The following is a 24,136-nucleotide window of genomic DNA, read 5'->3' as shown; positions in this document are numbered from 1 at the left end:
TTTTTACGCGATAGCACGAGGTCATACGTCTCGTTGTAGTCAATGCAACTGATTCGCATTTTGAGTCAGCTTCGCAACTATAAGATTCGTTCACCACGGAGCGCTATCAATGCCCACACGTTTCAACAGCCGGTCCTCTTCCAACGGTCGCACCCGCCCAAAACACCCGTGCACTTTGTCGTTGTTGACCGTCGCCGTGCTGATGGCCGGCGCGCACGCCGTTCCGGCCATGGCCGCAACCGATGCGCCACCTGAACGCCGCGCTGTGGGCAATTACAAATTCGCGATATCGCAGCAGCCGCTGGTGTCGGCGCTCAACGACTTCACGGCCGTCACCGGCTGGCAAGTCGGTTTACCGGCCGAACTGGGGCAGAACGTGTCTTCACCGGGTGTACGCGGGTCTCTGTCGCCAGAAAAGGCACTCGACCGCCTGTTGATCGGCACCAACCTGGGCTACCGCAAACTGGGCAGCAATAACATCGTCCTCGAAAAACGTTCCGCCGGCAGCGGCACCCTCGCCCTGCAGCAAGTGACCATCAGCGCCACACGTCAGGAACAAGACGTCATCAGCGTGCCCAGCACCGTGACCGTGCAAGACCGTGAACAACTCGACCGTCAAAACGTCAACACCATCAAAGAACTGGTGCGCTATGAACCGGGCGTGTCCGTGGGCGGCGGCGGTCTGCGCGGCGGCATCAGCGGTTACAACATTCGCGGCATCGACGGTGACCGGATCCTGACTCAAGTCGATGGAGTTGAAATCCCCAACTCGTTCTTCAACGGTCCGTTCGCCAAAACCCAGCGCAACTACGTCGACCCGGAAATCGTCAAGCGCGTAGAAATCCTGCGCGGCCCGGCCTCGGTGCTGTATGGCAGCAACGCCATCGGCGGCGCGGTGAGCTACTTCACCCTCAACCCGGACGACATCATCAAACCGGGCCAGGAGGCAGGCGCACGCCTGAAGACGGGTTACAGTTCGGCCGACCGCAGCTGGCTCAAGTCCGCCACCGTGGCAGGCCGCGCCGACCAGTTCGACGGTTTGTTGCATGTGAGCCGCCGGGACGGCCACGAAACCGAATCCTATGGCAACCACGGCGGCACCGGCCTGACGCGCACTGCGGCCAACCCGCAAGACGTGAACACCACCAACGTATTGGCCAAGGCGGGCTGGAACTACAACGATGACGACCGACTGGCGTTCACCTACGAGAACTACCGGGACGAGCGCGACATCAACCAGAAAAGCGTGGTAGGCGGCCCGTTCAACCTGGGCCAACCGCTGGGCATGTACAAGTCACGCAACGGTAATGACACCGTGACCCGCGAGCGTTTCGGCATTGAAAACACCTTCGCGCTCGACAGCCTGCTGGCCGACCACGGCAAACTGAGCCTCAACTATCAGGTGGCCAAGACCGACCAAAGCACCGAAGAACGCTACTTCCCGTTCAGCCGTGATGTGTATCGCACCCGCGACACCCGCTATAAAGAGCAGCAATGGGTGTTCGATGCCCAGTTCGACAAAGCCTTCGCAGTCGGCCCCACCGACCATTTGCTGACCTATGGCACCACTTTGAAACACGACAAGGTCACCGGCTCGCGTTCCGGCAGCGCGGTGTGCCTTGCGGTAGGTGCTGGCTGTAAAGCAGTCGGCGCCCTGAGCACGGCCAAAGGCGACGTGTTCGCCAAAGTCAGCGACTTCCCGGACCCGACCATCGACACCTACAGCCTGTTTGCGCAAGACGAAATCAGCTGGAATCAATGGACCTTCATGCCCGGCGTGCGCTACGACTACACGCGCCTCAAGCCCAAGATCACCCAGGAGTTCCAGAACGCGGTCAACCCCGACGGTAAATACCCCGTCAGCGACGATGAAAAAACCTGGCACCGCCTTTCCCCAAAACTGGGCGTGACCTACGCGTTCAACGACCACTACACCTGGTTCGGCCAATACTCCGAAGGTTTCCGTACCCCGACCGCTAAGGCGCTGTACGGCCGCTTCGAAAACCTGCAGGAAGGTTACGTCGTCGAACCCAACCCCAACCTTGAGCCGGAAAAGAGCAAAAGCTACGAAACCGGCCTGCGCGGCCACTTCGACGAAGGCTCGTTTGACGTGGCGGTGTTCTACAACAAATACCGCGACTTTATCGATGAAGATAACGTCACCCCCGGTTATGACATGGACAGCTTCCAGAGCCGCAACATCAAGCACGCCACCATCAAGGGCGTCGAGCTTAAAGGCCAGTTGCAACTGGACGCCTTCGGGGCTCCGCGTGGCCTGTACACCAAAGGGTCGATTGCTTACGCCTATGGCCGCAACGATGACACCGGCCAGCCACTCAACAGCGTGAACCCGCTGACGGGAGTGTTTGGCCTCGGTTATGACCAGGACAACTATGGCGCTCTGGTGAGCTGGACCCTGGTCAAGAAAAAAGACCGCATCGACGACACCGCCTTCAAAGCGCCAGACATTCAGGGCAAACGATTCGAAACCCCGGGGTTCGGCATTGTGGACGTGAGCGCCTATTACAAAGTGACGCAAGACGTGACCGTCAGCGCAGGCGTGTACAACCTGACCGACAAAAAGTATTGGCTGTGGGATGACGTGCGCAGCTACGACGGCGTGGGTGAAGCATCGGCCGTAAACCCGGCCAACCTCGACCGCCTGACCCAGCCGGGCCGCAACTTCGCGATCAACCTGGTCTGGGACATCTAGCCGGCGTTCTCACTGCGCGGTGTTTTCGCTGCGCAGTGAGGATTTTTTACTGTCACGCGTCTTCTTGTTCGTCTAGTTACCAAGCGCATCTCATTCTCAAGGACATCTTCATGACCTCTCAAGACACTGCACAGCGTCCTGCCCTGCATTCCCAACGCCTGAACCAGATCACCCACGAGCCTCATCAAAAACTCGACGCGCTGGTCAAGGCCCACAAACCCTTTGAGACCCGGGAAAACTTTGCCCGCTTTGTGGTGGCTCAATACCTCTTTCAATCGGAACTGCAAGCGCTGTACACCGACCCTTCGTTGAAAGAAATCGTCCCGGACTTGCCAGAGCGTTGCCGCGCAGAGCAAGCCAAAGCTGACCTCGCAGACCTCAACACTGAAGTCCCGGCTCCTGTCGCAGGCGCGGTCAACGCGCCAAGCAAGGCTCACGCGCTGGGCTGGATCTTTGTGTCGGAAGGTTCCAAGCTGGGCGCCGCCTTCCTGATCAAACGGGCCGTGGCACTGGAGCTGAGCGACACCTTCGGCGCCCGTCACTTGGGCGAGCCAGCCGGCGGCCGCGCTGAAGGCTGGAAACGCTTCGTCAAAACCCTTGATGGCCTGGAGCTGAGTGCTGAAGAAGAGGCCGATCTAGACAAAGGTGCAGTAGCGGCCTTCGAGCGTTTCACCGTATTACTGGAACACGCCTACGCTGCTCAGCCAGAACTGGCTTAAGCTAGACCTGCTCGGTCGGCGCGCGCTGGCCGAGCACTCTTTTTTGCGTCTTGAGCTTATGACCCGCCAAACCCAATCCCCGTCGAAAATAGCCCAAATCCTCTTCGGCCTGCTGGCCTACGTCAGCCTGGGCATCGGCCTGATCGCCATCGTGGTGCCGGGGCTGCCGACCACCGAGTTCATTTTGCTGGCGGCCTGGGCCGCGACCAAAAGCTCGCCGCGACTGAGCGCCTGGCTGGAAAACCACCGCCTGTTCGGCCCGATCCTGAGCAATTGGCGCAACGGCAAAATCATTCAACGCAAAGCCAAAGTCAGCGCCACCATCAGCATGCTGATCTGCGCGGGGTTGATGTTGTACGTGCTTGAGCATCAATGGCCGGTATTTCTGGCCATTGCGGGCATGAGCCTGGGCAATCTGTGGATCTGGTCCCGGCCGGAACGGTTACCACCCGCGCTGTAGCAGGCGGCACCATCGCTTCAACCCGGCGCGCTTACAACGTCAATTCACCCGCATACAGCCCATAAGCCGCCGCCAGGGCCGCCACCACCACCGCTCCGAAGATCGCCCGTTCTGCGGCGACAAACAGCGGCTCACCCTGTTCACGTTTAGCCTTGGCAAAGAAGAACACCCCCGGCGCATACAGCAACGCCGACAGCAGCAAGTACTTGGGCCCCGCCGCATACAGCAACCACATGGCATAAATCAGGGCGATCAGCCCCACCAACAGGTCTTTGAAACGCGAACGGCTGGCCTGCGAGTAAGTCTCGCCCTTGATGCATAACAACACTGCATAAGCCGCCGACCACAGGTAAGGCACGAGGATCATCGACGACGCCAGGTAGATCAGGCTGGTGTACGTGCCCGCCGACACCAGGGTGATCAGCAGGAATATCTGGATCATGCTGTTGGTCAGCCACAGGGCGTTGACCGGGACATGGTTGGCGTTTTCCTTTTTCAGGAACGCCGGCATGGTGTTGTCTTTGGCCGTGGCAAACAGGATCTCGGCGCATAACAATGCCCACGAGAGCAGCGCCCCCAGCAACGAGATGGCTAACCCGATGCTGATCAAAATGGCGCCCCACTCCCCCACCACATGCTTGAGCACGCCAGCCATGGACGGGTTTTGCAGTTTGGCCAGTTCCGGCTGGGTCATGATGCCCAGCGACAGCACGTTCACCAGCACCAACAGTGCCAGCACCCCCAAAAAACCGATGACCGTGGCTTTGCCCACGTCCGAGCGTTTTTCGGCGCGCCCCGAATAAACACTGGCGCCTTCAATGCCGATAAACACGAACACTGTCACCAGCATCATGTTGCGCACCTGGTCCATCACGCTGCCCAGGCTGGGGGTTTCGGTGCCCCAGAAGTCCAGGGTGAAGATGTCGGCTTTAAACGCGACGCCGGTCAACACGATAAACATTACGATCGGGACGATTTTCGCCACGGTGGTGATCTGGTTGATAAACGCCGCTTCCTTGATGCCGCGCAGCACCAGAAAGTGCACACCCCACAACAACAGCGAGGCGCAGCCAATGGCGATGGGCGTGTTGCCCTGACCGAAGACCGATACGAAATACCCCAGCGTACTGAACAGCAACACAAAGTAGCCGACGTTGCCCATCCACGCGCTGATCCAGTAGCCCCAGGCCGAAGAAAAGCCCATGTAATCGCCAAAACCGGCCTTGGCGTAGGCGTAGACCCCGGAATCGAGTTCCGGTTTGCGGTTAGCGAGGGTCTGGAACACAAACGCCAGCGCCAGCATCCCCACCGCGGTAATGCCCCAACCAATCAGGACTGCCCCGCCAGCGGCGTGTTCCGCAATATTTTGCGGCAGCGAAAAAATCCCGCCGCCAATCATGGAACCGACCACCAGGGCGATCAAAGCATTAAGCCGAAGCTTCTGGGTTTGTTGCGACATCGCCACCTCGTTATTGGGTCTGGAACTGTTTTCGATACACGCTTAATAGGCTACAGATGTTCACTGACTAAATATATGCGCCGGTTAAACGTCTATAAGCACCCCGCAATAAGCCCCTTCTTTCTTAATCGCAAGATTTTCTATTGAAGCCTGAAAAAACAACCCTGTGTACATGACGTTTTTATTTCATGGCGCGGTTCATGAAATATGAAAGCGACATTTGCAAAACTGAAAATAGTGACTAGCTTCAATCCCCACGACCTTGTTGCCACATGCGTATTAAAAACCTGTAAGTCCTCTGGAGCGGGCCTTTCAGGAAGCGTCAAAATAATACGTGATTGCGACCTTCCCACGCGCCACACAATGGAATGTAGTAATGCCCTGATCTAAGTCAAACGGCTGAAATATCAACGGAATTATCTTAAGGCCTCACTTCTCCTGGATTGGAGTTAACACAAATGTCTGATACTCCCGGAAAACTACGATTGGGTGCGTTGGTTGCTCTGGTAGTCGGCTCAATGATTGGTGGCGGTATTTTTTCGCTACCTCAAAACATGGCAGCAAGTGCCGATGTTGGAGCCGTACTTATTGGTTGGGCAATCACCGCAGTCGGTATGCTGACCCTCGCTTTTGTCTTCCAGACCCTCGCTAACCGCAAACCCGACCTCGACGGCGGCGTCTACGCCTATGCCAAGGCCGGTTTTGGCGATTACATGGGTTTCTCATCCGCCTGGGGTTACTGGATCAGTGCCTGGTTGGGCAACGTCGGCTACTTTGTGTTGCTGTTCAGTACGCTGGGGTATTTCTTCCCGATCTTTGGTGAAGGCAACACCCCCGCCGCGATCATCGGCGCGTCGGTCCTGCTGTGGGCCGTTCACTTCCTCGTTCTGCGCGGTATCAAGGAAGCAGCGTTCATCAACCTGGTGACCACGGTGGCCAAGGTCGTGCCGCTGATCCTGTTCATTCTGATCGCGGTCTTCGCTTTCAAACTGGACATCTTCACCAGTGACATCTGGGGCCTGAAAAACCCTGATCTGGGCAGCGTGATGGACCAGGTGCGCAACATGATGCTGGTCACCGTCTGGGTGTTCATCGGTATCGAAGGCGCGAGCATCTTCTCTTCCCGTGCCGAGAAACGTTCGGACGTGGGTAAAGCCACTGTGATCGGCTTCATCACCGTGCTGCTGTTGCTGGTACTGGTGAACGTGCTGTCGCTGGGCATCATGACTCAGCCCGAACTGGCCAAACTGCAAAACCCTTCGATGGCGGCCGTGCTTGAGCATGTGGTCGGTCACTGGGGCGCGGTGCTGATCAGTGTCGGTTTGATCATCTCGCTGCTGGGTGCCCTGCTGTCGTGGGTCCTGCTGTGCGCCGAAATCATGTTCTCGGCCGCCAAAGACCACACCATGCCGGCCTTCCTGAAAAAGGAAAACGCCAACCATGTACCGGTCAACGCCTTGTGGCTGACCAACGCCATGGTGCAGGTGTTCCTGGTTATCACCCTGTTCTCGGCCAGCACTTACCTGTCGCTGATCTACCTGGCGACCTCGATGATCCTCGTGCCTTACCTCTGGTCGGCGGCTTACGGCCTGCTGCTGGCGGTGCGCGGCGAGACCTACGAGAACGCACTGGCAGAACGCAAGAAAGACCTGATCATCGGCGGCATCGCCCTGATCTACGCCGTGTGGCTGTTGTATGCCGGCGGCCTGAAATACCTGCTGCTATCGGCCCTGCTGTACGCACCTGGCGCGATCTTCTTCGCCAAGGCTAAACGCGAGACAGGCCAGCAAGTGTTTACCAGCATTGAAAAAGTGATTTTTGCTGCCGTCATCATCGGCGCCCTGGTGGCGGCCTATGGACTGTACGACGGCTTTCTGACCCTGTAAGTCCCTGTTTATGTACTTTGGAGGTTGACTGTAATGACCACGGAAAAAGTGAAATACGGCGTACATTCCGAAGCCGGCAAACTGCGCAAAGTGATGGTTTGCTCCCCTGGCCTGGCTCACCAGCGCCTGACGCCAAACAACTGCGACGAGCTGCTGTTTGATGACGTGTTGTGGGTCAACCAGGCCAAGCGCGACCACTTCGACTTCGTGACCAAGATGCGCGAGCGCGGTATCGATGTACTGGAAATGCACAACCTGCTGACCGACATCGTGGCGATGCCTGAAGCACTGGACTGGATTCTTGACCACAAAGTGACCCCCAATCAGGTGGGTGTGGGTCTGGTGCACGAAGTCAAAGCCTGGATCAAAAGCCTTGAGCCACGCAAAGCGGCTGAGTTCCTGATCGGTGGTGTGTCGGCCGACGACCTGCCGGACAGCTTCGGTGGCAAAACCATCGAGATGTTCCGCGACTTCCTCGGCCACACCAGCTTTATCCTGCCACCGCTGCCCAACACCCAGTTCACCCGTGACACCACCTGCTGGATCTACGGTGGCGTGACACTGAACCCGATGTACTGGCCAGCGCGTCGTCAGGAAACCCTGCTGACCACCGCGATCTACAAGTTCCACCCTGAGTTCACCAACGCCGACTTCCAGATCTGGTACGGCGACCCGACTCTGGACCACGGCAACGCCAGCCTTGAAGGTGGCGACGTGATGCCAATCGGCAAAGGCGTGGTACTGATCGGTATGGGCGAACGTACATCGCGCCAGGCCATTGGCCAACTGGCGCAGAACCTGTTCAAGAACAAAGCCGTGGAACGCGTGATCGTTGCCGGTATGCCTAAATCCCGCGCCGCGATGCACCTGGACACCGTGTTCAGCTTCTGCGACCGCGATCTGGTCACCATCTTCCCTGAAGTCGTGAACCAAATTGTTGCCTTCTCGCTGTACCCGGACGAGAGCAAACAGGGCGGCATTGACGTTCGACGTGAAGAAAGCAGCTTCCTGGATGTGGTCGCCAAAGCGCTGGGCGTTAAAGCCCTGCGTGTGGTTGAGACCGGCGGCAACTCCTTCGCGGCAGAACGCGAGCAGTGGGACGACGGCAACAACGTTGTGGCACTGGAGCCTGGCGTGGTGATCGGTTACGACCGCAACACCTACACCAACACCCTGCTGCGCAAGGCCGGTGTGGAAGTCATCACCATCAGCGCCTCTGAGCTGGGACGCGGCCGTGGCGGCGGTCACTGCATGACCTGCCCAATCATCCGCGACCCGATTGACTATTAATTCATCCCTTTGAATGCTTGCGCCAGCCCCGAACCGGGCGGCGCAAGCCGGTTACCAGAAACCCAGGAGATTCCCATGGCGTTTAACATGAAAAACCGCAGCCTGCTCAGCTTGGTGCACCACACCCAACGCGAACTGCACTACCTGCTGGACCTGTCTCGTGATCTCAAGCGCGCCAAGTACACCGGTACTGAAGAGCCGCACCTCAAAGGCAAAAACATTGCGCTGATCTTTGAAAAAACGTCGACCCGTACCCGTTGCGCGTTCGAAGTGGCCGCTCACGACCAAGGCGCCCACGTCACCTACATCGACCCGGTTTCTTCGCAGATCGGCCACAAAGAAAGCATGAAAGACACCGCCCGCGTTCTGGGCCGCATGTTTGATGCCATCGAGTACCGTGGCTTTGCGCAGGAAATCGTTGAAGAACTGGCCAAGTACGCTGGTGTACCGGTGTTCAACGGCTTGACCGCTGAATTCCACCCGACGCAAATGATCGCTGACGTGCTGACCATGCGCGAACACAGCGACAAGCCTCTGCACGACATCAGCTACGCCTACCTGGGCGACGCCCGCAACAACATGGGTAACTCGCTGCTGCTGATAGGCGCCAAACTGGGCATGGACGTGCGCATCGCCGCCCCTAAAGCCCTGTGGCCAGAAGAGTCGTTCGTTAAGCAATGCCAGGAATTCGCCAAGGAAAGCGGTGCCAAAATCACCCTGACCGAAGACCCTAAAGTGGTCGTCAAAGGCGTGGACTTCATCCACACCGACGTCTGGGTGTCGATGGGCGAGCCGGTTGAAGCCTGGAACGAACGCATCAAACTGCTGCTGCCTTACCAGGTCAACATGGACCTGATCAAAGCCGCCGAAAATATCCGTGTGAAGTTCATGCACTGCCTGCCAGCGTTCCACAACTGTGAAACCAAGGTCGGTAAAGATGTGGCTGAGCACCATCCAAACCTCAAAGACGGCATTGAAGTGACCGAGGAAGTGTTTGAATCCCCCTTCAACATTGCCTTTGAACAAGCCGAAAACCGCATGCACACCATCAAGGCAATCCTGGTTGCAGCCCTGGCTGATATCTAAGGACGTGCATGGCTGCCGGAGCGGGCTCGCCTGCTCCGGCACAACCCGGCTGTTGTGAACTTCCCTTCTATTAAGGAAATACCTATGCGTATCGTCGTTGCACTGGGCGGTAACGCCCTCCTGCGTCGCGGTCAACCCATGACTGCCGAGAATCAACGCGAAAACATCCGCACCGCCACTGCCCAAATCGCCCGCATCGCCACTGGCAATGAGCTGGTCGTCGCCCACGGCAACGGCCCGCAAGTGGGCCTGTTGTCCCTGCAAGCTGCCGCCTACACCGCCGTTAGCCCTTACCCGCTGGACGTTCTGGGGGCTGAAACCGAAGGCATGATCGGTTACATGATCGAGCAGGAACTGGGCAATCTGTTGCCGCAGGACGCGCCCTTCGCCACGTTGCTGACTCAGGTAGAAGTGGACCCCAAAGACCCGGCCTTCCAGAACCCGACCAAGCCGATCGGCCCGGTGTACAGCGAAGCCGAAGCCAAAAGCCTGGCCGCTGAAAAAGGCTGGAACATTGCCCCCGATGGCGACAAGTTCCGCCGCGTGGTACCGAGCCCTAAACCAAAACGCATCTTCGAAATCCGTCCGATCAAATGGCTGCTGGAAAAAGGCACCATCGTGATCTGCGCGGGCGGTGGCGGCATTCCGACCATGTATGGCGAAGACGGCAAGCTGCAAGGCATTGAGGCGGTGATCGACAAGGATCTGGCCTCTTCCCTGCTGGCGCAGCAACTGGACAGCGACTTGCTGGTCATTGCCACTGACGTCAATGCCGCCTTTATTGACTGGGGCAAGCCAACCCAGAAGGGCATTTCCCAGGCGCACCCTGACGAGCTGGAAAAACTCGGCTTCGCCTCCGGCTCCATGGGGCCAAAAGTGGAAGCGGCCTGTGAGTTTGCCCGTAAAACAGGCAAAACCGCCGTCATTGGCGCCCTGGCCGATATCGAGGCCATCGTTCAGGGCAAAGCCGGTACTCGCGTCAGCACTGAAAAATCTGGTATTACCTACTTCTGAACCGCGGGGCGGGCTTTCGGGCCTGCCCTTTTACCCCCCCGTCCAAGGAGTCACCCTATGGCCTCGTTCGAACCCGGTCACCTGCATATCCATCGCGAACCGCTGCAACCGGGCGATTTCGGGTATGACATCAAGATTGATTACCAGGTCGTTCAGGATCCCAAGGAAGGCAAGTCCATGCAGTTCGACATGCACGGTCAGATCAACGGAAAGGATTTCAAGGATTCATTCACGCTGCCTAAAGACGTGGCCTTCAATTTTGCCCACGATGCCTTTCAGATTGCTGTCAAACATGGCATTCCCAAGACCGCTGACATCCGTTCGATGCACGGTCACTACGACAAGATGTTTTCGGATGTGATGGCCCAGCTTAACCACAAACCCGGTGACCCGATTAACCTCGATCATCTGGACTGATCCTGCCTGTAGCCGCTGCCGCAGGCTGCGCCAGCCGCTACAGGACGCGTCTCTTTGTCCTGTTGCCTCGCCCAAGGCATACTGGCCGTCTCCCGGCCTACAGTGTTCCCCGTTCTCATGCGTATCCATGTCAGCTTTATTGACCGCGTCGGTATTACCCAGGAAGTGCTGGCACTGCTGGGGGCACGCCATCTCAATCTCGACGCCGTGGAGATGATCCCCCCCAACGTGTATATCGATGCCCCGACCTTGAGCCCGCACGTGCTCGATGAGTTGCGTGAAGCGCTGTTCCGGGTTCAGGGCGTGCAGTCGGTGAGGGTGGTGGACATCCTCCCGGGGCAGCGTCGGCACCTGCAACTTGATGCCCTGCTGGCCGCCATGACCGATCCGGTGCTGGCCCTGGACAGTGAAGGCCATGTGCTGCTGGCCAATCCGGCGCTGGTCTCGCTGTATGGCCGCGAACCTGCCGGCCAAAGCATTGGCGAGTTGTTCACCGATCCCGACTTGCTGAGCGCCTTGCTGGAAAACGGCTTTCGCTTGCCCCTGCGTGAAGTCACGCTCAATGGCCACCCGCTGATGCTCGATGCCACGCCGATTACCGACGCGGGGGCTTTGTTGACCCTGTATCAGCCCAGCCGCATCGGTGAACGTCTGGCCGCGCTGCATCACGACCACGCCGAGGGGTTTGACGCCTTGCTGGGTGAGTCGCCCGCAATACGTACCCTGAAGGCACGAGCCCAACGCGTCGCTGCTCTGGATGCGCCGTTGTTGATTCAGGGCGAAACCGGCACCGGCAAAGAATTGGTCGCCCGCGCGTGTCATGCCATCAGCGATCGCTTCGGCGCACCGTTTTTGGCCCTCAACTGCGCGGCATTGCCGGAAAACCTGGCCGAAAGCGAGCTGTTCGGCTACGCCCCCGGCGCCTTTACCGGCGCACAACGGGGTGGCAAGCCGGGGCTGATGGAATTGGCCAACAACGGTACGGTGTTCCTGGATGAAATCGCTGAGATGTCGCCCTACCTGCAAGCCAAACTGCTGCGGTTTTTGAATGATGGCAGTTTCCGCCGTGTGGGCGGCGAGCGCGAAGTAAAGGTCAATGTCCGCATCCTCAGCGCTACTCATCGCAACCTCGAAAAAATGGTCAACGAAGGCACGTTTCGCGAAGACCTGTTCTATCGGCTGAACGTGCTCAACATCGAAGTGCCTCCTTTGCGTGAGCGTGGCCAGGACATCCTGCTGCTGGCGCGCACGTTTATGCAGCAGGCCTGCACTCAAATACAGCGTCCGGTGTGTCGCCTGGCGCCCGGTACGTACCCGGCCTTGCTGGGTAACCGCTGGCCGGGGAACGTTCGCCAATTACAAAACGTGATCTTCCGCGCCGCGGCCATCTGTGAAAGCAGCGTGGTCGACATTGGCGACCTCGACATTGCCGGAACCTCCGTCGCACGCCAAAGCGACGCAGACGTCGAAACCCTGGAGCACGCCGTTGAAGGCTTCGAAAAAGCCCTGCTGGAAAAGCTCTACGTCAGCTACCCCTCGACCCGCCAACTGGCCAGCCGCCTGCAAACCAGCCACACCGCCATCGCCCACCGCCTGCGCAAATACGGGATCCCCGACAAGACCTGAAGGTTGCCCGCCCCTTCATACAACCCGCTTTCTACTCGACGTCGACATGATGCATGTGGCGTCGATGCCCACCGCCCGACCGTATTGATTTCGTTCCAGTGTAGCGAATTCGATACAGCCAAAGGCCGACGCAGTGCTGCAAGGCTTTGATCCCCTTCGTTTTTTTAAACCCGGTCGTCGTGTAGCGATTTCGCTACACACTCATCCTCCACATTCCATCCTGAAACCCATAACCACTTGATAAATAGACGTTTATTGATTGTGGCAGCCATCTTGCAGAGCAAACCTCAATGCGCTCGATCTTGCACGAGCATTTAACTGCGACCACCAGACGAGTCTGGCCTTGAGGAGTTTCCATGAGCGAATTGCGTTTTACTGAAGACCACGAATGGCTGCGCGCCGAAGCCGATGGCAGCGTGACCGTGGGCATTACCGCGTTTGCGCAAAACGCTCTGGGTGATGTGGTGTTTGTGCAACTGCCCGAGTTGCAGTTTTACGAAAAAGGCGCAGAAGCGGCCACCGTTGAGTCGGTCAAAGCCGCCAGCGGCGTGTACATGCCGCTGGACGGTGAGGTGCTGGAGGTTAACCCGGCGCTCGACAGCAGCCCCGAAGTGGTCAACGAAGATCCGTTGGGCGAAGGCTGGTTCTTCCGGTTCAAGCCGGCGCACGCCAACGCCGTCAGCCAGTTGCTGGATCAGGACGCCTATGACCGCCTGATCAAAGCCAATGCCCAAGCCTGAGGACAGCGCCATGACCATTAACCTGAGCACCGCCAACGAATTCATCGCGCGCCACATCGGCCCGGATCAGGCCGACGAGCACGCCATGCTCGCCACGCTGGGTTTTGACTCGCTAGAGGCCCTGAGCGCCAGCGTGATCCCCGAAAGCATCAAGGGCACCAGCGTTCTGAACCTGCCCGCCGGGCAAAGCGAAGCCGATGCACTGGCCTCGATCAAAGCCATCGCCGGCAAAAACCAGCTGTGCAAGACCTACATCGGCCAGGGCTATTACAACTGCCACACGCCCGCGCCGATCTTGCGCAACCTGCTGGAAAACCCGGCGTGGTACACGGCCTACACCCCCTATCAACCAGAAATTTCCCAAGGCCGCCTGGAAGCACTGCTCAATTTCCAGACCCTGATCAGCGACCTCAGTGGCTTGCCGATTGCCAACGCGTCGTTGCTCGACGAAGCCACTGCGGCGGCCGAGGCCATGACCTTCTGTAAACGCCTGAGCAAAAACAAATCCGGCCGCGCATTCTTTGCTTCGCGCCATTGCCACCCGCAAACCCTCGACGTGTTGCGCACCCGTGCCGAACCGCTGGGCATCGAAGTGGTGGTGGGCGACGAGCGCGGCCTGAGCGACCTGTCTCCGTTCTTCGGCGCGCTGCTGCAATACCCGGCGAGCAACGGCGATGTGTTCGACTACCGCGAGCTGGTCGAGCGTTTTCACGCCACCCACGCACTGGTGGCCGTGGCCGCTGACTTGCTGGCCCTGACCCTGCTGACCCCACCGGGGGAATTCGGCGCCGATGTGGCCATCGGAAGCGCCCAGCGTTTTGGCGTGCCCTTGGGCTTCGGCGGCCCGCACGCGGCATATTTCGCCACCCGTGATGCGTTCAAACGCGACATGCCGGGGCGCTTGGTGGGTGTGTCGGTGGATCGTCACGGCAAACCTGCGCTGCGTCTGGCCATGCAAACCCGCGAGCAACACATCCGCCGCGAGAAGGCCACGAGCAATATCTGCACGGCACAAGTGTTGCTGGCCAACATGGCAAGCATGTACGCCGTCTACCATGGCCCTCAGGGCCTGACTCAAATCGCCCGGCGCGTTCATCAGCTCACGGCCATTCTGGCCAAGGGCCTGACTGCACTGGGGCTCAATGTCGAGCAAATCGAGTTTTTCGACACCCTGACCCTGCACACCGGCTCCAGAACAGCGGCCCTGCATGCCAAGGCACACGCCAGACACATCAACCTGCGCGTGGTGGATGACGAGCGTCTGGGGGTGTCGCTGGATGAAACCTGCGGCCCGTCCGATGTCACTGCACTGTGGGCCCTGCTCGCAGCCGAGGGTCAAGCGCTGCCAGACGTCGACACGCTGGCCGCCACCGTGAGCAGCACCTTGCCGCCTGCCCTGCTGCGCCAATCGCCAATCCTCAGCCACCCGGTGTTCAACCGTTATCACTCTGAAACTGAACTGATGCGCTACCTGCGTCGTTTGGCAGACAAGGATCTGGCACTGGATCGCACCATGATTCCGCTGGGCTCTTGCACCATGAAACTCAACGCGGCCAGCGAGATGATCCCGGTCACTTGGGCCGAGTTTGGCAACCTGCACCCGTTTGCACCGGCCGAACAAAGTCAGGGCTACCAGCAGCTCACGACTGAACTGGAGGCCATGCTGTGCGCTGCCACCGGTTATGACGCCATTTCCCTGCAACCCAACGCCGGTTCACAGGGTGAATACGCCGGGCTACTGGCCATACGTGCCTATCACCAGAGCCGTGGCGACGAGCGCCGCGACATTTGCCTGATCCCGTCCTCGGCCCACGGTACCAACCCGGCAACCGCCAACATGGCGGGCATGCGCGTGGTGGTCACGGCCTGCGACGCCCGTGGCAACGTTGACATCGAAGACCTGCGCGCCAAGGCCATCGAGCACCGCGAACATCTGGCGGCACTGATGATTACCTACCCGTCGACCCACGGCGTGTTCGAAGAAGGTATCCGTGAAATCTGCGGCATCATTCACGACAACGGCGGTCAGGTGTACATCGACGGCGCCAACATGAATGCGATGGTGGGCTTGTGCGCGCCGGGCAAGTTCGGGGGCGACGTGTCTCACCTCAACCTGCATAAGACCTTTTGCATCCCCCACGGCGGTGGGGGCCCGGGCGTCGGCCCGATTGGCGTCAAGTCGCACCTGACCCCCTTCTTGCCAGGCCATGCCAGCTTGCCTCGCACACAGGGCGCCGTGTGCGCCGCGCCATTTGGCAGCGCGAGCATTCTGCCCATTACCTGGATGTACATCCGCATGATGGGCGGCGAAGGGCTCAAGCGCGCGTCGCAAATGGCCATTCTCAATGCCAACTACATCGCCCGTCGCCTCGAAGAGCACTACCCCGTGCTGTATTCGGGCAGCAACGGGCTGGTGGCACACGAATGCATCCTCGACCTGCGCCCGCTCAAAGACAGCAGCGGGATCAGCGTGGATGACGTGGCCAAGCGCCTGATCGACTTTGGGTTCCACGCGCCAACCATGTCGTTCCCGGTGGCCGGCACGCTGATGATCGAACCTACCGAAAGTGAGTCCAAACACGAACTGGATCGCTTCTGCGACGCCATGATCCGCATCCGTGAAGAAATCCGCGCGGTAGAAAACGGCACGCTGGATAAAGAAGACAACCCGCTGAAAAACGCCCCGCACACGGCGGCGGAAATGGTCGGAGAATGGACCCACCCGTACAGCCGCGAACAGGCGGTGTACCCGGTCGAGTCGTTGATCGAAGGCAAATACTGGCCGCCAGTGGGGCGTGTCGACAACGTCTTCGGCGATCGCAATCTGGTCTGCGCCTGCCCGTCAATCGAGAGCTATCAGGAGGCCTGACACCCCCTCAGCTCCCGCCGCAGCGATTTAAACCGGTGCGGCGGGAGCATTGACCTTATGCCAATCCTTTTATAAGAAACCGGAGAACCCCATGTCGTTAAGCGTGTTCGACCTGTTCAAAATTGGCATCGGCCCTTCCAGCTCACACACCGTTGGTCCCATGCGGGCCGCTGTGCGGTTTGTTGAAGGGTTGCAGCGTGATGCGCTATTGCAACAAACCGCCTGCGTCAAAGTGGAACTGTATGGCTCGCTCGGGGCCACCGGCAAAGGTCACGGCAGTGACAAGGCCGTGCTGCTGGGGCTCGAAGGCGAACACCCCGACACCGTCAATACGGACACCGTGGACGAACGTCTGGCCACGATTCGCCACAGCGGCCACCTCAACCTGCTGGGCCACCACAGCATCGAGTTCAACGAAAAGCTGCACCTGGCGATGATTCGTAAACCCCTTCCCTATCACCCGAACGGCATGATTTTTCGCGCCCTGGACGACGCTGGCATTCAGATCCGCAGCCGCGAGTATTACTCGGTGGGGGGCGGCTTTGTGGTGGACGAAGGGGCGGCGGGCGCTGACCGGATCGTCGAGGACAGCACCGAACTCACTTACCCGTTCAAGACCGCCAAAGACCTGTTGCGCCACTGCGTCACCCACCACCTGTCGATCAGCCAGGTCATGCTGGCCAACGAGCGGGCGTGGCGACCCGAAGCCGAGACCCGCAGCGGGTTGTTGAACATCTGGCAAGTGATGCAGGACTGCGTCAGCGCGGGCTGTCGACATGAAGGCATTCTGCCTGGCGGGTTGAAGGTCAAACGTCGGGCGGCGGCCTTGCATCGTCAGTTATGCGCTCACCCTGAAGCCTCATTGCGCGACGCCTTGTCGGTGCTCGACTGGGTCAACCTGTACGCGCTGGCCGTGAATGAAGAAAACGCCAACGGTGGCCGCGTGGTCACGGCCCCGACCAACGGCGCGGCCGGCATTATTCCAGCGGTGCTGTATTACTACATGCGTTTTATCGGTGGCGCCAATGAAGACGGCGTGGTGCGCTTTTTGCTGACGGCGGCGGCCATCGGCATTTTGTACAAAGAAAACGCGTCGATTTCGGGGGCCGAAGTGGGCTGCCAGGGCGAAGTCGGCGTGGCGTGCTCCATGGCCGCAGGTGCCTTGTGCGAGGTGCTCGGCGGCACGGTGCAGCAAGTCGAAAACGCCGCCGAAATTGGCATGGAACACAACCTGGGGCTGACCTGCGACCCGATTGGCGGTCTGGTGCAAGTGCCTTGTATCGAGCGCAACGCCATGGGTTCAGTGAAAGCCATCAACGCAGTGCGCATGGCCCTGCGCGGCGACGGCCAGCATTTTGTTTCGCTGGATAAAGTGATCCGCACCATGCGCCAGACCGGCGCCGACATGAAAAGCAAATACAAAGAAACGGCTCGCGGCGGCCTGGCCGTCAACATTATTGAGTGCTGATTTTCAAGGAGTCATGAATGTCTACCGAACCCCTGCTTAAAACCCCGCTGCACGCCCTTCACCTGGAGCTAGGCGCGCGCATGGTGCCGTTTGCCGGCTATGACATGCCGGTGCAATACCCGCTGGGCGTGCTGAAGGAGCATTTACACACCCGTGAGCACGCCGGGTTGTTCGATGTCTCGCACATGGGCCAGATCCGGCTGCGCGGTGCGCAGGCAGCCCAAGGCCTGGAGACGCTGGTCCCGGTGGATATCCGCGACCTGCCGGTGGGCATGCAGCGCTATGCCATGTTTACCAACGAGCAAGGCGGCATTCTGGATGACCTGATGGTGGCCAATCTGGGCAATGACACGTTGCTTCTGGTGGTCAACGCCGCCTGCAAGGAACAGGACCTCGCGCACCTGCGTCAACACTTGGGCGATCGCTGCGAGATTGAACCGCTGTTTGAATCGCGCGCACTGCTCGCCTTGCAAGGTCCCGATGCAGTCAACGTGCTGGCGCGTTTGGCACCGGACGTGGCCAAGATGACATTCATGCAATTTGCCCCGGTCAAACTGATGGGCGCGGACTGCTACGTCAGTCGCTCTGGCTATACCGGTGAGGACGGTTTTGAGATTTCAGTACCGCGCGAACAAGCTGAAGCACTGGCGCGTCATTTGCTCGACCAACCCGAAGTCAAGGCCATCGGCCTGGGTGCGCGGGACTCGCTGCGACTCGAAGCCGGGTTGTGCCTGTACGGCCATGACATGAATGAAGCCACCACACCGATCGAAGCCAGTTTGCTGTGGGCCATTTCAAAGGCGCGCCGCGCAGACGGGCCTCGTGCAGGCGGCTTCCCGGGGGCAGAAACAATCTTCGCCCAACAACAAGGCGGCGTTGCACGCAAACGGGTCGGCCTGCTGCCCCAAGAGCGAACACCCGTGCGCGAAGGAGCCGAGATTGTGGATGCTGAGGGCACTGTTATTGGCCAAGTGTGCAGCGGTGGGTTTGGTCCGACGCTGGGAGCCCCGCTCGCCATGGGCTATCTGGACTTCAACCATACGCCTGTCGACAGCGAAGTCTGGGCAATCGTGCGCAGTAAGCGAGTCGCGATGAAAGTGTCCAAAATGCCGTTTGTGCCGCAGCGTTATTACAGAGGTTAAACGCTTCACTGGAAGTTACACAGTTGCATGTTTACGCCATGCGCGTGTCATGCAACTGCCCCATTACCGTGCAAACTTTCGATAGTGAAAGCGTGCACTTAATGTCGAAAATAATTGAACCTTTCTATACCGCCACTGTGCTGCAAAAAAGCGCCGGGGCCTCTGAAAATCAGGGATAGACGGTTTATTTTCGGGGCTTGTTTTTATCGTCTAAGTTGTCGTAGAGTTTGCTCACTGTGTTTGCATGGGTCGCTGGAATCGTGACCTGGGCAGTAGCTCTAAGTTTGCTACAACCCGTTCGACGTCTCTTACTTTCCTGCAACCCAGCACCAGTACTCTTTCAGGTGAAAGAGACTGTCATTAATTGTTAGCGTCAAGGAATTAAGAAATGTCCCAACGTCAGAGCGGTACCGTTAAGTGGTTTAACGATGAGAAAGGTTTTGGTTTTATCACGCCGGAAAGCGGACCGGATCTGTTCGTGCACTTCCGCGCCATTCAGGGCAACGGCTTCAAGAGCCTGAAAGAAGGCCAGAAAGTCACCTTCATCGCCGTGCAGGGCCAAAAAGGCATGCAGGCTGACGAAGTTCAAGCCGAAGCTTAACGTTCTCGAACAGAAAAGCCTCTGATGGTGACATCAGAGGCTTTTTTATGGGCGCAATTCCGTAAGATGGCTTTTTTCTTTTAGAGACCCTGCCATGTCGAAACAACCGTTAAGCCCTCAAGGCGTGTTTCCCGCCGCTGGACTGGGGCGCCGCCTGGCAGCCATGTTCTACGATTTTTTGTTGTGCACGGCGCTGATGATCGTCACCACGTTCCTTTACAAACTGATCATGATGGCTTTTATCGGCGAGGCCAAAATGCGTGCCTTGTCTGAAGCCGGTGCCCTTGACGGCGATCCGCTGCTGTCGACACTCCTGTTTTTTGTCTTGTTCGGCTTCTTTGCCAAGTTCTGGACCCACTCCGGGCAAACCCTGGGCATGCAAGTGTGGGGGGTTCGTGTTCAGAACGCAGACGGAACAGCTATCAGTCTGTGGCAGGCGCTGTTGCGTTTTATTGTGTCCATCGGCTCGTGGTTATGTTTCGGGCTGGGTTTTTTCTGGTCATTGATCGACAAGCAAAAACGCACCTGGCATGACATGTACTCCAACACGCAGCTCGTCAGAATTCCCAAGCAAAAAAAGAAATAACACGCCGCACAAAAAAAGCCCGTATCGCTTGATACGGGCTTTTTTGTTGTGCAGTGCTCACCTCAGGTGGCGATAACCTCCCTCACCCCAGGCGAGCCCACTGCTTACTCAGCCAGTTTGAAAGTAATGAAACTGGCACGGCCTTGACGCAGGACGCGCATCGACACCGAACGGTTTTTCGGCAATGCCTTGGCAATTTCAGTGAACTGCTTGGCATCGCTGATCGCCTGGTTGTTCAGGTGCGTGATGACGTCGCCTGGACGCAGACCAATCAAGGCTGCCGGGCCATCCTGAACATCCTTGATGATCACGCCACCTTTGATGTCGTTGGTTTTCTTCTGCTCGTCACTCAAGTCCGCCACAGAAACGCCCAGACGGTTGCTGCTGCGCTCTGCGCCGCTTGGCGAATCCATTTCCTTGCCTTCATCGGGGATGGCGCCCACGGTCAGGTCGAGGGTTTTACGCTTGCCGTCGCGCACGACTTCAAGGCTTGCCTTGCTGCCGGCCTTGAGTGCGCCTACCAGATGCGGCAAATCGGCTGACATGACAATCGGCTGACCGTTCATGCTGAGGATCACATCCCCCACTTGCAGCCCGCCTTTGGCAGCCGGACCGTCTTCCAGTACCTGAGCCACCAGCGCACCGGCAGGCTTTTCCAGACCGAAGGATTCAGCCAGGTCTTTGTTGACCTCCTGAATCACTACGCCCAGCCAGCCACGGCTGACCTTGCCACCGCTTTTGAGCTGGTTGGACACGTCCATCGCCACATCGATAGGGATTGCGAACGACACGCCCATAAAGCCGCCTGAGCGGGTGTAGATCTGGGAGTTGATACCGACCACTTCACCGGCCAGGTTAAACAACGGACCGCCCGAGTTACCGGGGTTGATGGGCACGTCGGTCTGGATGAACGGCACATAGCTTTCGTTCGGCAGGCTGCGGCCGATGGCGCTGATGATGCCTTGGGTCACTGTATGATCGAAACCAAACGGTGAACCGATGGCAACCACCCATTGGCCAGCCTTCAAGTCTTGAGACTTGCCGAGTTTAAGCACGGGCAGGTTTTTGCCTTCGATTTTGAGCAGCGCCACATCGGAGCGCGGATCAGTACCGATCAATTTCGCTTTCATTTCGCTGCGGTCTGACAGGCGAACGATAATTTCATCCGCATCGGCCACCACGTGATTGTTGGTCAGGATGTACCCGTCAGGAGAAATGATGAAACCCGAACCCAGGGACTGGGCCTCGCGCTGACGCCCGCCGCCGCTGCGCGGTGGCTGCGGAATGCTGCGTTCGAAGAAGTCACGCAGGCCTGGCGGCAAGCCTTCCAGATCTGGCATTTGCCCCATGTTGGAGACGCGACGTTCCGGGAGTTTCTGCGTAGTACTGATGTTGACGACCGCCGGGGAAGCTTGTTCCACCAATTGCGTAAAGTCCGGCAGTTGCACCACCGGCGCATCAGCCAGGGCCGGGACTGCCTGCCCTAGCATCATCACGGCCGCAAAAATGGGTAAGTAATTTTTCAATCGAGGCATCGACATACAGCTCCCGTTAATAGCAAGCAGAGTTAAGCGGCTGGCATTCAAAGTTCAAGGTCAAAGCATAGACCTTAATTTTGGATACCCGAAAACAAACAAGGCCAGAGCCTTTAGGGCTCTGACCTATAGAAAAAGATGAAACGTTTGGCAAATGAAATTCTTCACCAGACATTTCTGCACACCACTATGGCTTGGCCTGTGTGGAGGCCTGACCCGGGCGCATATTCAATGCAATGCGCTCAGCGGTTCCGATCGGGATTTCCCCGACCACCGTGGCGAGCATATCGCCATTATTGGTGGTGAGATGCCTTGAAACCGCCGCAGTAGGCCCTAGCTGGACCCGTGTATCAGGGGCTGAAGCGCCATTGAGAGGCTCAAGAAAGACAGAAAATCGTGTCAAACCGTCGTCGTACAAGAGACTGGTGACTTCGGATTTGCTCTTCGGATCACGGTGAACGGTGCTGTTGACCAATTCAAAGCCCGGAGGCAGCCAGTCGGAGTGCCAATTATTGACTTGCTTGACGACAAGGTCTTTGGGCTCCAGAGCAGCGATCTGACGGCATTGAGCGCCGGGGTTGAGCGAGGTGACCTCTGGCGTATGAGGATCGAGTTCGGTGAACTGGAAGCGCTCCAGCAACTGCCCCTTGTCATTGAGTAACAATGACTTGAGCGGCAGACCGGTCTGTTTATCCAGATACAACTCAACCCCATAGCGGTGCTGATCCCGTGGGGTCAGCGAGATGATGGCAGCGGGCCGCCCTGCTACGCGCGAATCACCCGACTTGGCGACGCTGTACCAGTTGCTGATTTTATCGACATCCAGTTTACGTACTGCCGTTGCAGATACCCCTGCGAGCCCGGAAACCAGCTTGCCCGTTACACATTCAGTACGGCCATTGGTGCGAACGACCTCTTGCGCAGGGCCGTCAAGTTGCAGCAAGCGCTCACGAACGTTCCCATCCTGCACCAAGTGCCAGATGCTGTGGGTAGAAAAACTACCGTTGCGTTCGTAGACAAAAGTACCTTGATAGCTCTGCTGCTGCTCAGCCTGACCGAGACGTTTAAGCCAGTCCCGGGCTTCATCGGCATGGGCTGGTGCTGCAAACCAGCCACTGAGCAACAGCGGTAACAGAGGGAGGACGCGCATGGTAGTCTTAACGGTTTTCCAGGCTGGCTGCACGAGCGTATGGCAGGACACCTTCAGTGCCTTTCATGGCGGCTTGCTGGGCATGCTGACGCAGGTAGCCGGGTAAACGCTGATCCTGCCAGCCGGACTGGCCTTGCAGTACACCGTTAGCCATCGGACCCGTCGCCTGATCGGCGCTTTCGCTGTAGTTGGCCAATACCGCAGGACCTTTAACCATCGGAGCGCTCATGCTTGGCTGGCTGCCTTGCTGGGCAAGTTGCGCACCCACGATGTCATCCTGGTTGTAAAGCCTTACACCTGCCAGTACTGCCACGGTCACCGAAGCAGCAACAGCCAGACGGCCAATGCTCTTCCAGGGACCACGGGCCACTTTGGCCGGGGTTTGCTCTTCGGCCAATGCAGCCGATACGGCCGATGCGATGTCCAGCCGTGGAATCATCAAATCCTTGTGCATTGCCGCACGGGCCACCTGGTAACGCGACCAGGTATCACGTGTGTGCGCATCGTCGAAGGCATTCAACACCCGACGTAGTTCCAGTTCGTCCGCTTCGTTATCCATCACCGCGGACAGCGATTCCTGCAGGGCTTCACGACTCATGGCGGTTCCTCTCTTGGCTGTCGCCGCTGTCTCAGGTTTCCTGCAACAAAGGTTGCAGGGCTTTATCGATGGCTTCCCGAGCGCGGAAAATCCGGGAGCGCACGGTACCCACCGGACATTGCATGACGCTCGCAATGTCCTCGTAACTCAGACCGTCGAATTCGCGTAAAGTTAACGCCGTTCGTAGATCTTCTGGTAATAGCTGAATCGTGCGATGAACGGTCCCTTCGATCTCGTCACGGAGCAATGCGCGCTCCGGCGATTCAAGATCTTTGAGGCCGTGGTCACCATCGTAAAACTCAGCGTCCTCAGAACTCACATCACTGTCAGGCGGACGTCGACCGCGTGATACCAGGTAGTTTTTCGCCGTGTTAATGGCGATACGGTACAGCCAGGTATAAAAAGCGCTGTCACCGCGAAAATTACCAAGTGCCCGGTAAGCCTTAATAAAGGCTTCTTGTGCAACGTCCTGGGCTTCATGGGTGTCGTGCACAAAACGCACGATCAACCCGAGAATTTTGTGCTGGTATTTCAGCACTAGCAGATCAAATGCACGCTTGTCGCCACGCTGTACGCGCTCGACCAGCTGCTGATCCTCTTCCTGGGTTAGCATGAATACTCCTCATAAGACCGAGAGGGAGATTGCTTTGCTAAGTGATCAGGCTTGCAAACATAGACTCGGGCATTGCGCAAAAGTTCTCTCCCCCTGGCAAGTTTCCTGCGCACTCGGATTTGGCACGCACGAAAACGCAGCTCGGGCCTTGCCGGCTGCGTCGA

General features: G+C 58.3%; 20 protein-coding genes. 15 read left to right on the top strand and 5 right to left on the bottom strand.

Features of this window, described 5'->3' with window-relative positions:
* Positions 1-109 precede the first annotated feature (109 nt).
* From TU74_RS10340 to TU74_RS10330, 3 genes are all read left to right on the top strand, one after another.
* Positions 110-2,713, top strand: a complete 2,604-nt coding sequence (locus TU74_RS10340; protein ID WP_048376374.1) for a TonB-dependent receptor — start codon at positions 110-112, stop codon at positions 2,711-2,713.
* Positions 2,714-2,823: 110 nt separating this feature from the next.
* Complete coding sequence (locus TU74_RS10335; RefSeq protein ID WP_048376372.1) at positions 2,824-3,432, top strand: biliverdin-producing heme oxygenase; 609 nt, start codon at positions 2,824-2,826, stop codon at positions 3,430-3,432.
* A gap of 58 nt (positions 3,433-3,490) precedes the next feature.
* The gene (locus TU74_RS10330) at positions 3,491-3,892 is read left to right on the top strand and encodes a YbaN family protein (RefSeq protein ID WP_047277076.1); all 402 of its coding nucleotides are present in this window, start codon (positions 3,491-3,493) and stop codon (positions 3,890-3,892) included.
* A gap of 31 nt (positions 3,893-3,923) precedes the next feature.
* Here TU74_RS10330 and arcD (TU74_RS10325) read toward each other — a convergent pair whose 3' ends face one another.
* Entirely contained in the window at positions 3,924-5,351 is a 1,428-nt protein-coding gene (gene arcD, locus TU74_RS10325; protein ID WP_048376370.1) for an arginine-ornithine antiporter, read from the bottom strand.
* Between the two features lie 458 nt (positions 5,352-5,809).
* On the opposite strand from arcD (TU74_RS10325), the gene arcD (TU74_RS10320) reads away from it, so the two are divergent.
* The 12 genes from arcD (TU74_RS10320) to TU74_RS10265 all read left to right on the top strand — a co-directional run bounded on the left by arcD (TU74_RS10320) (position 5,810) and on the right by TU74_RS10265 (position 20,076).
* Entirely contained in the window at positions 5,810-7,237 is a 1,428-nt protein-coding gene (gene arcD / locus TU74_RS10320; RefSeq protein ID WP_047277080.1) for an arginine-ornithine antiporter, read from the top strand.
* 33 nt (positions 7,238-7,270) lie between these two features.
* Positions 7,271-8,527, top strand: coding sequence for an arginine deiminase (arcA, locus tag TU74_RS10315; protein WP_047295046.1), 1,257 nt, complete (start codon positions 7,271-7,273; stop codon positions 8,525-8,527).
* Positions 8,528-8,602: 75 nt separating this feature from the next.
* Entirely contained in the window at positions 8,603-9,613 is a 1,011-nt protein-coding gene (locus tag TU74_RS10310) for an ornithine carbamoyltransferase (RefSeq protein ID WP_048376368.1), read from the top strand.
* Positions 9,614-9,697: 84 nt separating this feature from the next.
* A complete protein-coding gene (arcC, locus tag TU74_RS10305) occupies positions 9,698-10,627 on the top strand; it encodes a carbamate kinase (protein ID WP_047277085.1) in 930 nt (309 codons plus the stop codon).
* Between the two features lie 57 nt (positions 10,628-10,684).
* Positions 10,685-11,044: a DUF5064 family protein gene (locus TU74_RS10300; RefSeq protein ID WP_047277087.1), complete on the top strand. Its 360-nt coding sequence runs from the start codon at positions 10,685-10,687 to the stop codon at positions 11,042-11,044.
* Between the two features lie 117 nt (positions 11,045-11,161).
* Positions 11,162-12,670: a sigma-54-dependent transcriptional regulator gene (locus tag TU74_RS10295; RefSeq protein ID WP_048376366.1), complete on the top strand. Its 1,509-nt coding sequence runs from the start codon at positions 11,162-11,164 to the stop codon at positions 12,668-12,670.
* 356 nt (positions 12,671-13,026) lie between these two features.
* Positions 13,027-13,410 (top strand): glycine cleavage system protein GcvH, encoded by a 384-nt coding sequence (gene gcvH, locus TU74_RS10290; RefSeq protein ID WP_047277090.1) that lies wholly within the window; start codon positions 13,027-13,029, stop codon positions 13,408-13,410.
* A gap of 10 nt (positions 13,411-13,420) precedes the next feature.
* On the top strand, positions 13,421-16,279 hold the full coding sequence (gene gcvP / locus TU74_RS10285) for an aminomethyl-transferring glycine dehydrogenase (RefSeq protein WP_048376440.1): 2,859 nt from the start codon (positions 13,421-13,423) through the stop codon (positions 16,277-16,279).
* A 91-nt stretch (positions 16,280-16,370) separates the two neighbouring features.
* Complete coding sequence (locus tag TU74_RS10280; protein ID WP_048376365.1) at positions 16,371-17,747, top strand: L-serine ammonia-lyase; 1,377 nt, start codon at positions 16,371-16,373, stop codon at positions 17,745-17,747.
* Between the two features lie 17 nt (positions 17,748-17,764).
* Positions 17,765-18,889, top strand: a complete 1,125-nt coding sequence (gene gcvT, locus TU74_RS10275; protein ID WP_048376362.1) for a glycine cleavage system aminomethyltransferase GcvT — start codon at positions 17,765-17,767, stop codon at positions 18,887-18,889.
* Between the two features lie 388 nt (positions 18,890-19,277).
* On the top strand, positions 19,278-19,490 hold the full coding sequence (locus TU74_RS10270; protein ID WP_007977299.1) for a cold-shock protein: 213 nt from the start codon (positions 19,278-19,280) through the stop codon (positions 19,488-19,490).
* A 94-nt stretch (positions 19,491-19,584) separates the two neighbouring features.
* Complete coding sequence (locus TU74_RS10265; RefSeq protein WP_047278206.1) at positions 19,585-20,076, top strand: RDD family protein; 492 nt, start codon at positions 19,585-19,587, stop codon at positions 20,074-20,076.
* A 104-nt stretch (positions 20,077-20,180) separates the two neighbouring features.
* Here the strand turns inward: TU74_RS10265 and TU74_RS10260 are convergent, their stop codons facing one another.
* The 4 genes from TU74_RS10260 to rpoE form a co-directional block, all read right to left on the bottom strand.
* The gene (locus TU74_RS10260) at positions 20,181-21,611 is read right to left on the bottom strand and encodes a DegQ family serine endoprotease (protein ID WP_371057692.1); all 1,431 of its coding nucleotides are present in this window, start codon (positions 21,609-21,611) and stop codon (positions 20,181-20,183) included.
* A gap of 187 nt (positions 21,612-21,798) precedes the next feature.
* Positions 21,799-22,761: a MucB/RseB C-terminal domain-containing protein gene (locus TU74_RS10255; RefSeq protein WP_048376361.1), complete on the bottom strand. Its 963-nt coding sequence runs from the start codon at positions 22,759-22,761 to the stop codon at positions 21,799-21,801.
* Between the two features lie 7 nt (positions 22,762-22,768).
* On the bottom strand, positions 22,769-23,359 hold the full coding sequence (locus tag TU74_RS10250; RefSeq protein ID WP_047277104.1) for a sigma-E factor negative regulatory protein: 591 nt from the start codon (positions 23,357-23,359) through the stop codon (positions 22,769-22,771).
* A gap of 31 nt (positions 23,360-23,390) precedes the next feature.
* Positions 23,391-23,972, bottom strand: coding sequence for an RNA polymerase sigma factor RpoE/AlgU (rpoE, locus tag TU74_RS10245; RefSeq protein WP_047277106.1), 582 nt, complete (start codon positions 23,970-23,972; stop codon positions 23,391-23,393).
* Positions 23,973-24,136 lie beyond the last annotated feature (164 nt).

Origin of the sequence: Pseudomonas lundensis, from assembly GCF_001042985.1 — a bacterium.
GTDB lineage: Bacteria > Pseudomonadota > Gammaproteobacteria > Pseudomonadales > Pseudomonadaceae > Aquipseudomonas > Aquipseudomonas lundensis.
This window is presented reverse-complemented; position numbering and strand designations above follow the sequence as displayed.

Coding starts and splice junctions, on each gene's coding strand:
- TU74_RS10340 (WP_048376374.1), top strand. CDS start 110: ATGCCCACACGTTTCAACAGCCGGTCCTCTTCCAACGGTCGCACCCGC.
- TU74_RS10335 (WP_048376372.1), top strand. CDS start 2,824: ATGACCTCTCAAGACACTGCACAGCGTCCTGCCCTGCATTCCCAACGC.
- TU74_RS10330 (WP_047277076.1), top strand. CDS start 3,491: ATGACCCGCCAAACCCAATCCCCGTCGAAAATAGCCCAAATCCTCTTC.
- arcD (WP_048376370.1), bottom strand. CDS start 5,351: ATGTCGCAACAAACCCAGAAGCTTCGGCTTAATGCTTTGATCGCCCTG.
- arcD (WP_047277080.1), top strand. CDS start 5,810: ATGTCTGATACTCCCGGAAAACTACGATTGGGTGCGTTGGTTGCTCTG.
- arcA (WP_047295046.1), top strand. CDS start 7,271: ATGACCACGGAAAAAGTGAAATACGGCGTACATTCCGAAGCCGGCAAA.
- TU74_RS10310 (WP_048376368.1), top strand. CDS start 8,603: ATGGCGTTTAACATGAAAAACCGCAGCCTGCTCAGCTTGGTGCACCAC.
- arcC (WP_047277085.1), top strand. CDS start 9,698: ATGCGTATCGTCGTTGCACTGGGCGGTAACGCCCTCCTGCGTCGCGGT.
- TU74_RS10300 (WP_047277087.1), top strand. CDS start 10,685: ATGGCCTCGTTCGAACCCGGTCACCTGCATATCCATCGCGAACCGCTG.
- TU74_RS10295 (WP_048376366.1), top strand. CDS start 11,162: ATGCGTATCCATGTCAGCTTTATTGACCGCGTCGGTATTACCCAGGAA.
- gcvH (WP_047277090.1), top strand. CDS start 13,027: ATGAGCGAATTGCGTTTTACTGAAGACCACGAATGGCTGCGCGCCGAA.
- gcvP (WP_048376440.1), top strand. CDS start 13,421: ATGACCATTAACCTGAGCACCGCCAACGAATTCATCGCGCGCCACATC.
- TU74_RS10280 (WP_048376365.1), top strand. CDS start 16,371: ATGTCGTTAAGCGTGTTCGACCTGTTCAAAATTGGCATCGGCCCTTCC.
- gcvT (WP_048376362.1), top strand. CDS start 17,765: ATGTCTACCGAACCCCTGCTTAAAACCCCGCTGCACGCCCTTCACCTG.
- TU74_RS10270 (WP_007977299.1), top strand. CDS start 19,278: ATGTCCCAACGTCAGAGCGGTACCGTTAAGTGGTTTAACGATGAGAAA.
- TU74_RS10265 (WP_047278206.1), top strand. CDS start 19,585: ATGTCGAAACAACCGTTAAGCCCTCAAGGCGTGTTTCCCGCCGCTGGA.
- TU74_RS10260 (WP_371057692.1), bottom strand. CDS start 21,611: ATGCCTCGATTGAAAAATTACTTACCCATTTTTGCGGCCGTGATGATG.
- TU74_RS10255 (WP_048376361.1), bottom strand. CDS start 22,761: ATGCGCGTCCTCCCTCTGTTACCGCTGTTGCTCAGTGGCTGGTTTGCA.
- TU74_RS10250 (WP_047277104.1), bottom strand. CDS start 23,359: ATGAGTCGTGAAGCCCTGCAGGAATCGCTGTCCGCGGTGATGGATAAC.
- rpoE (WP_047277106.1), bottom strand. CDS start 23,972: ATGCTAACCCAGGAAGAGGATCAGCAGCTGGTCGAGCGCGTACAGCGT.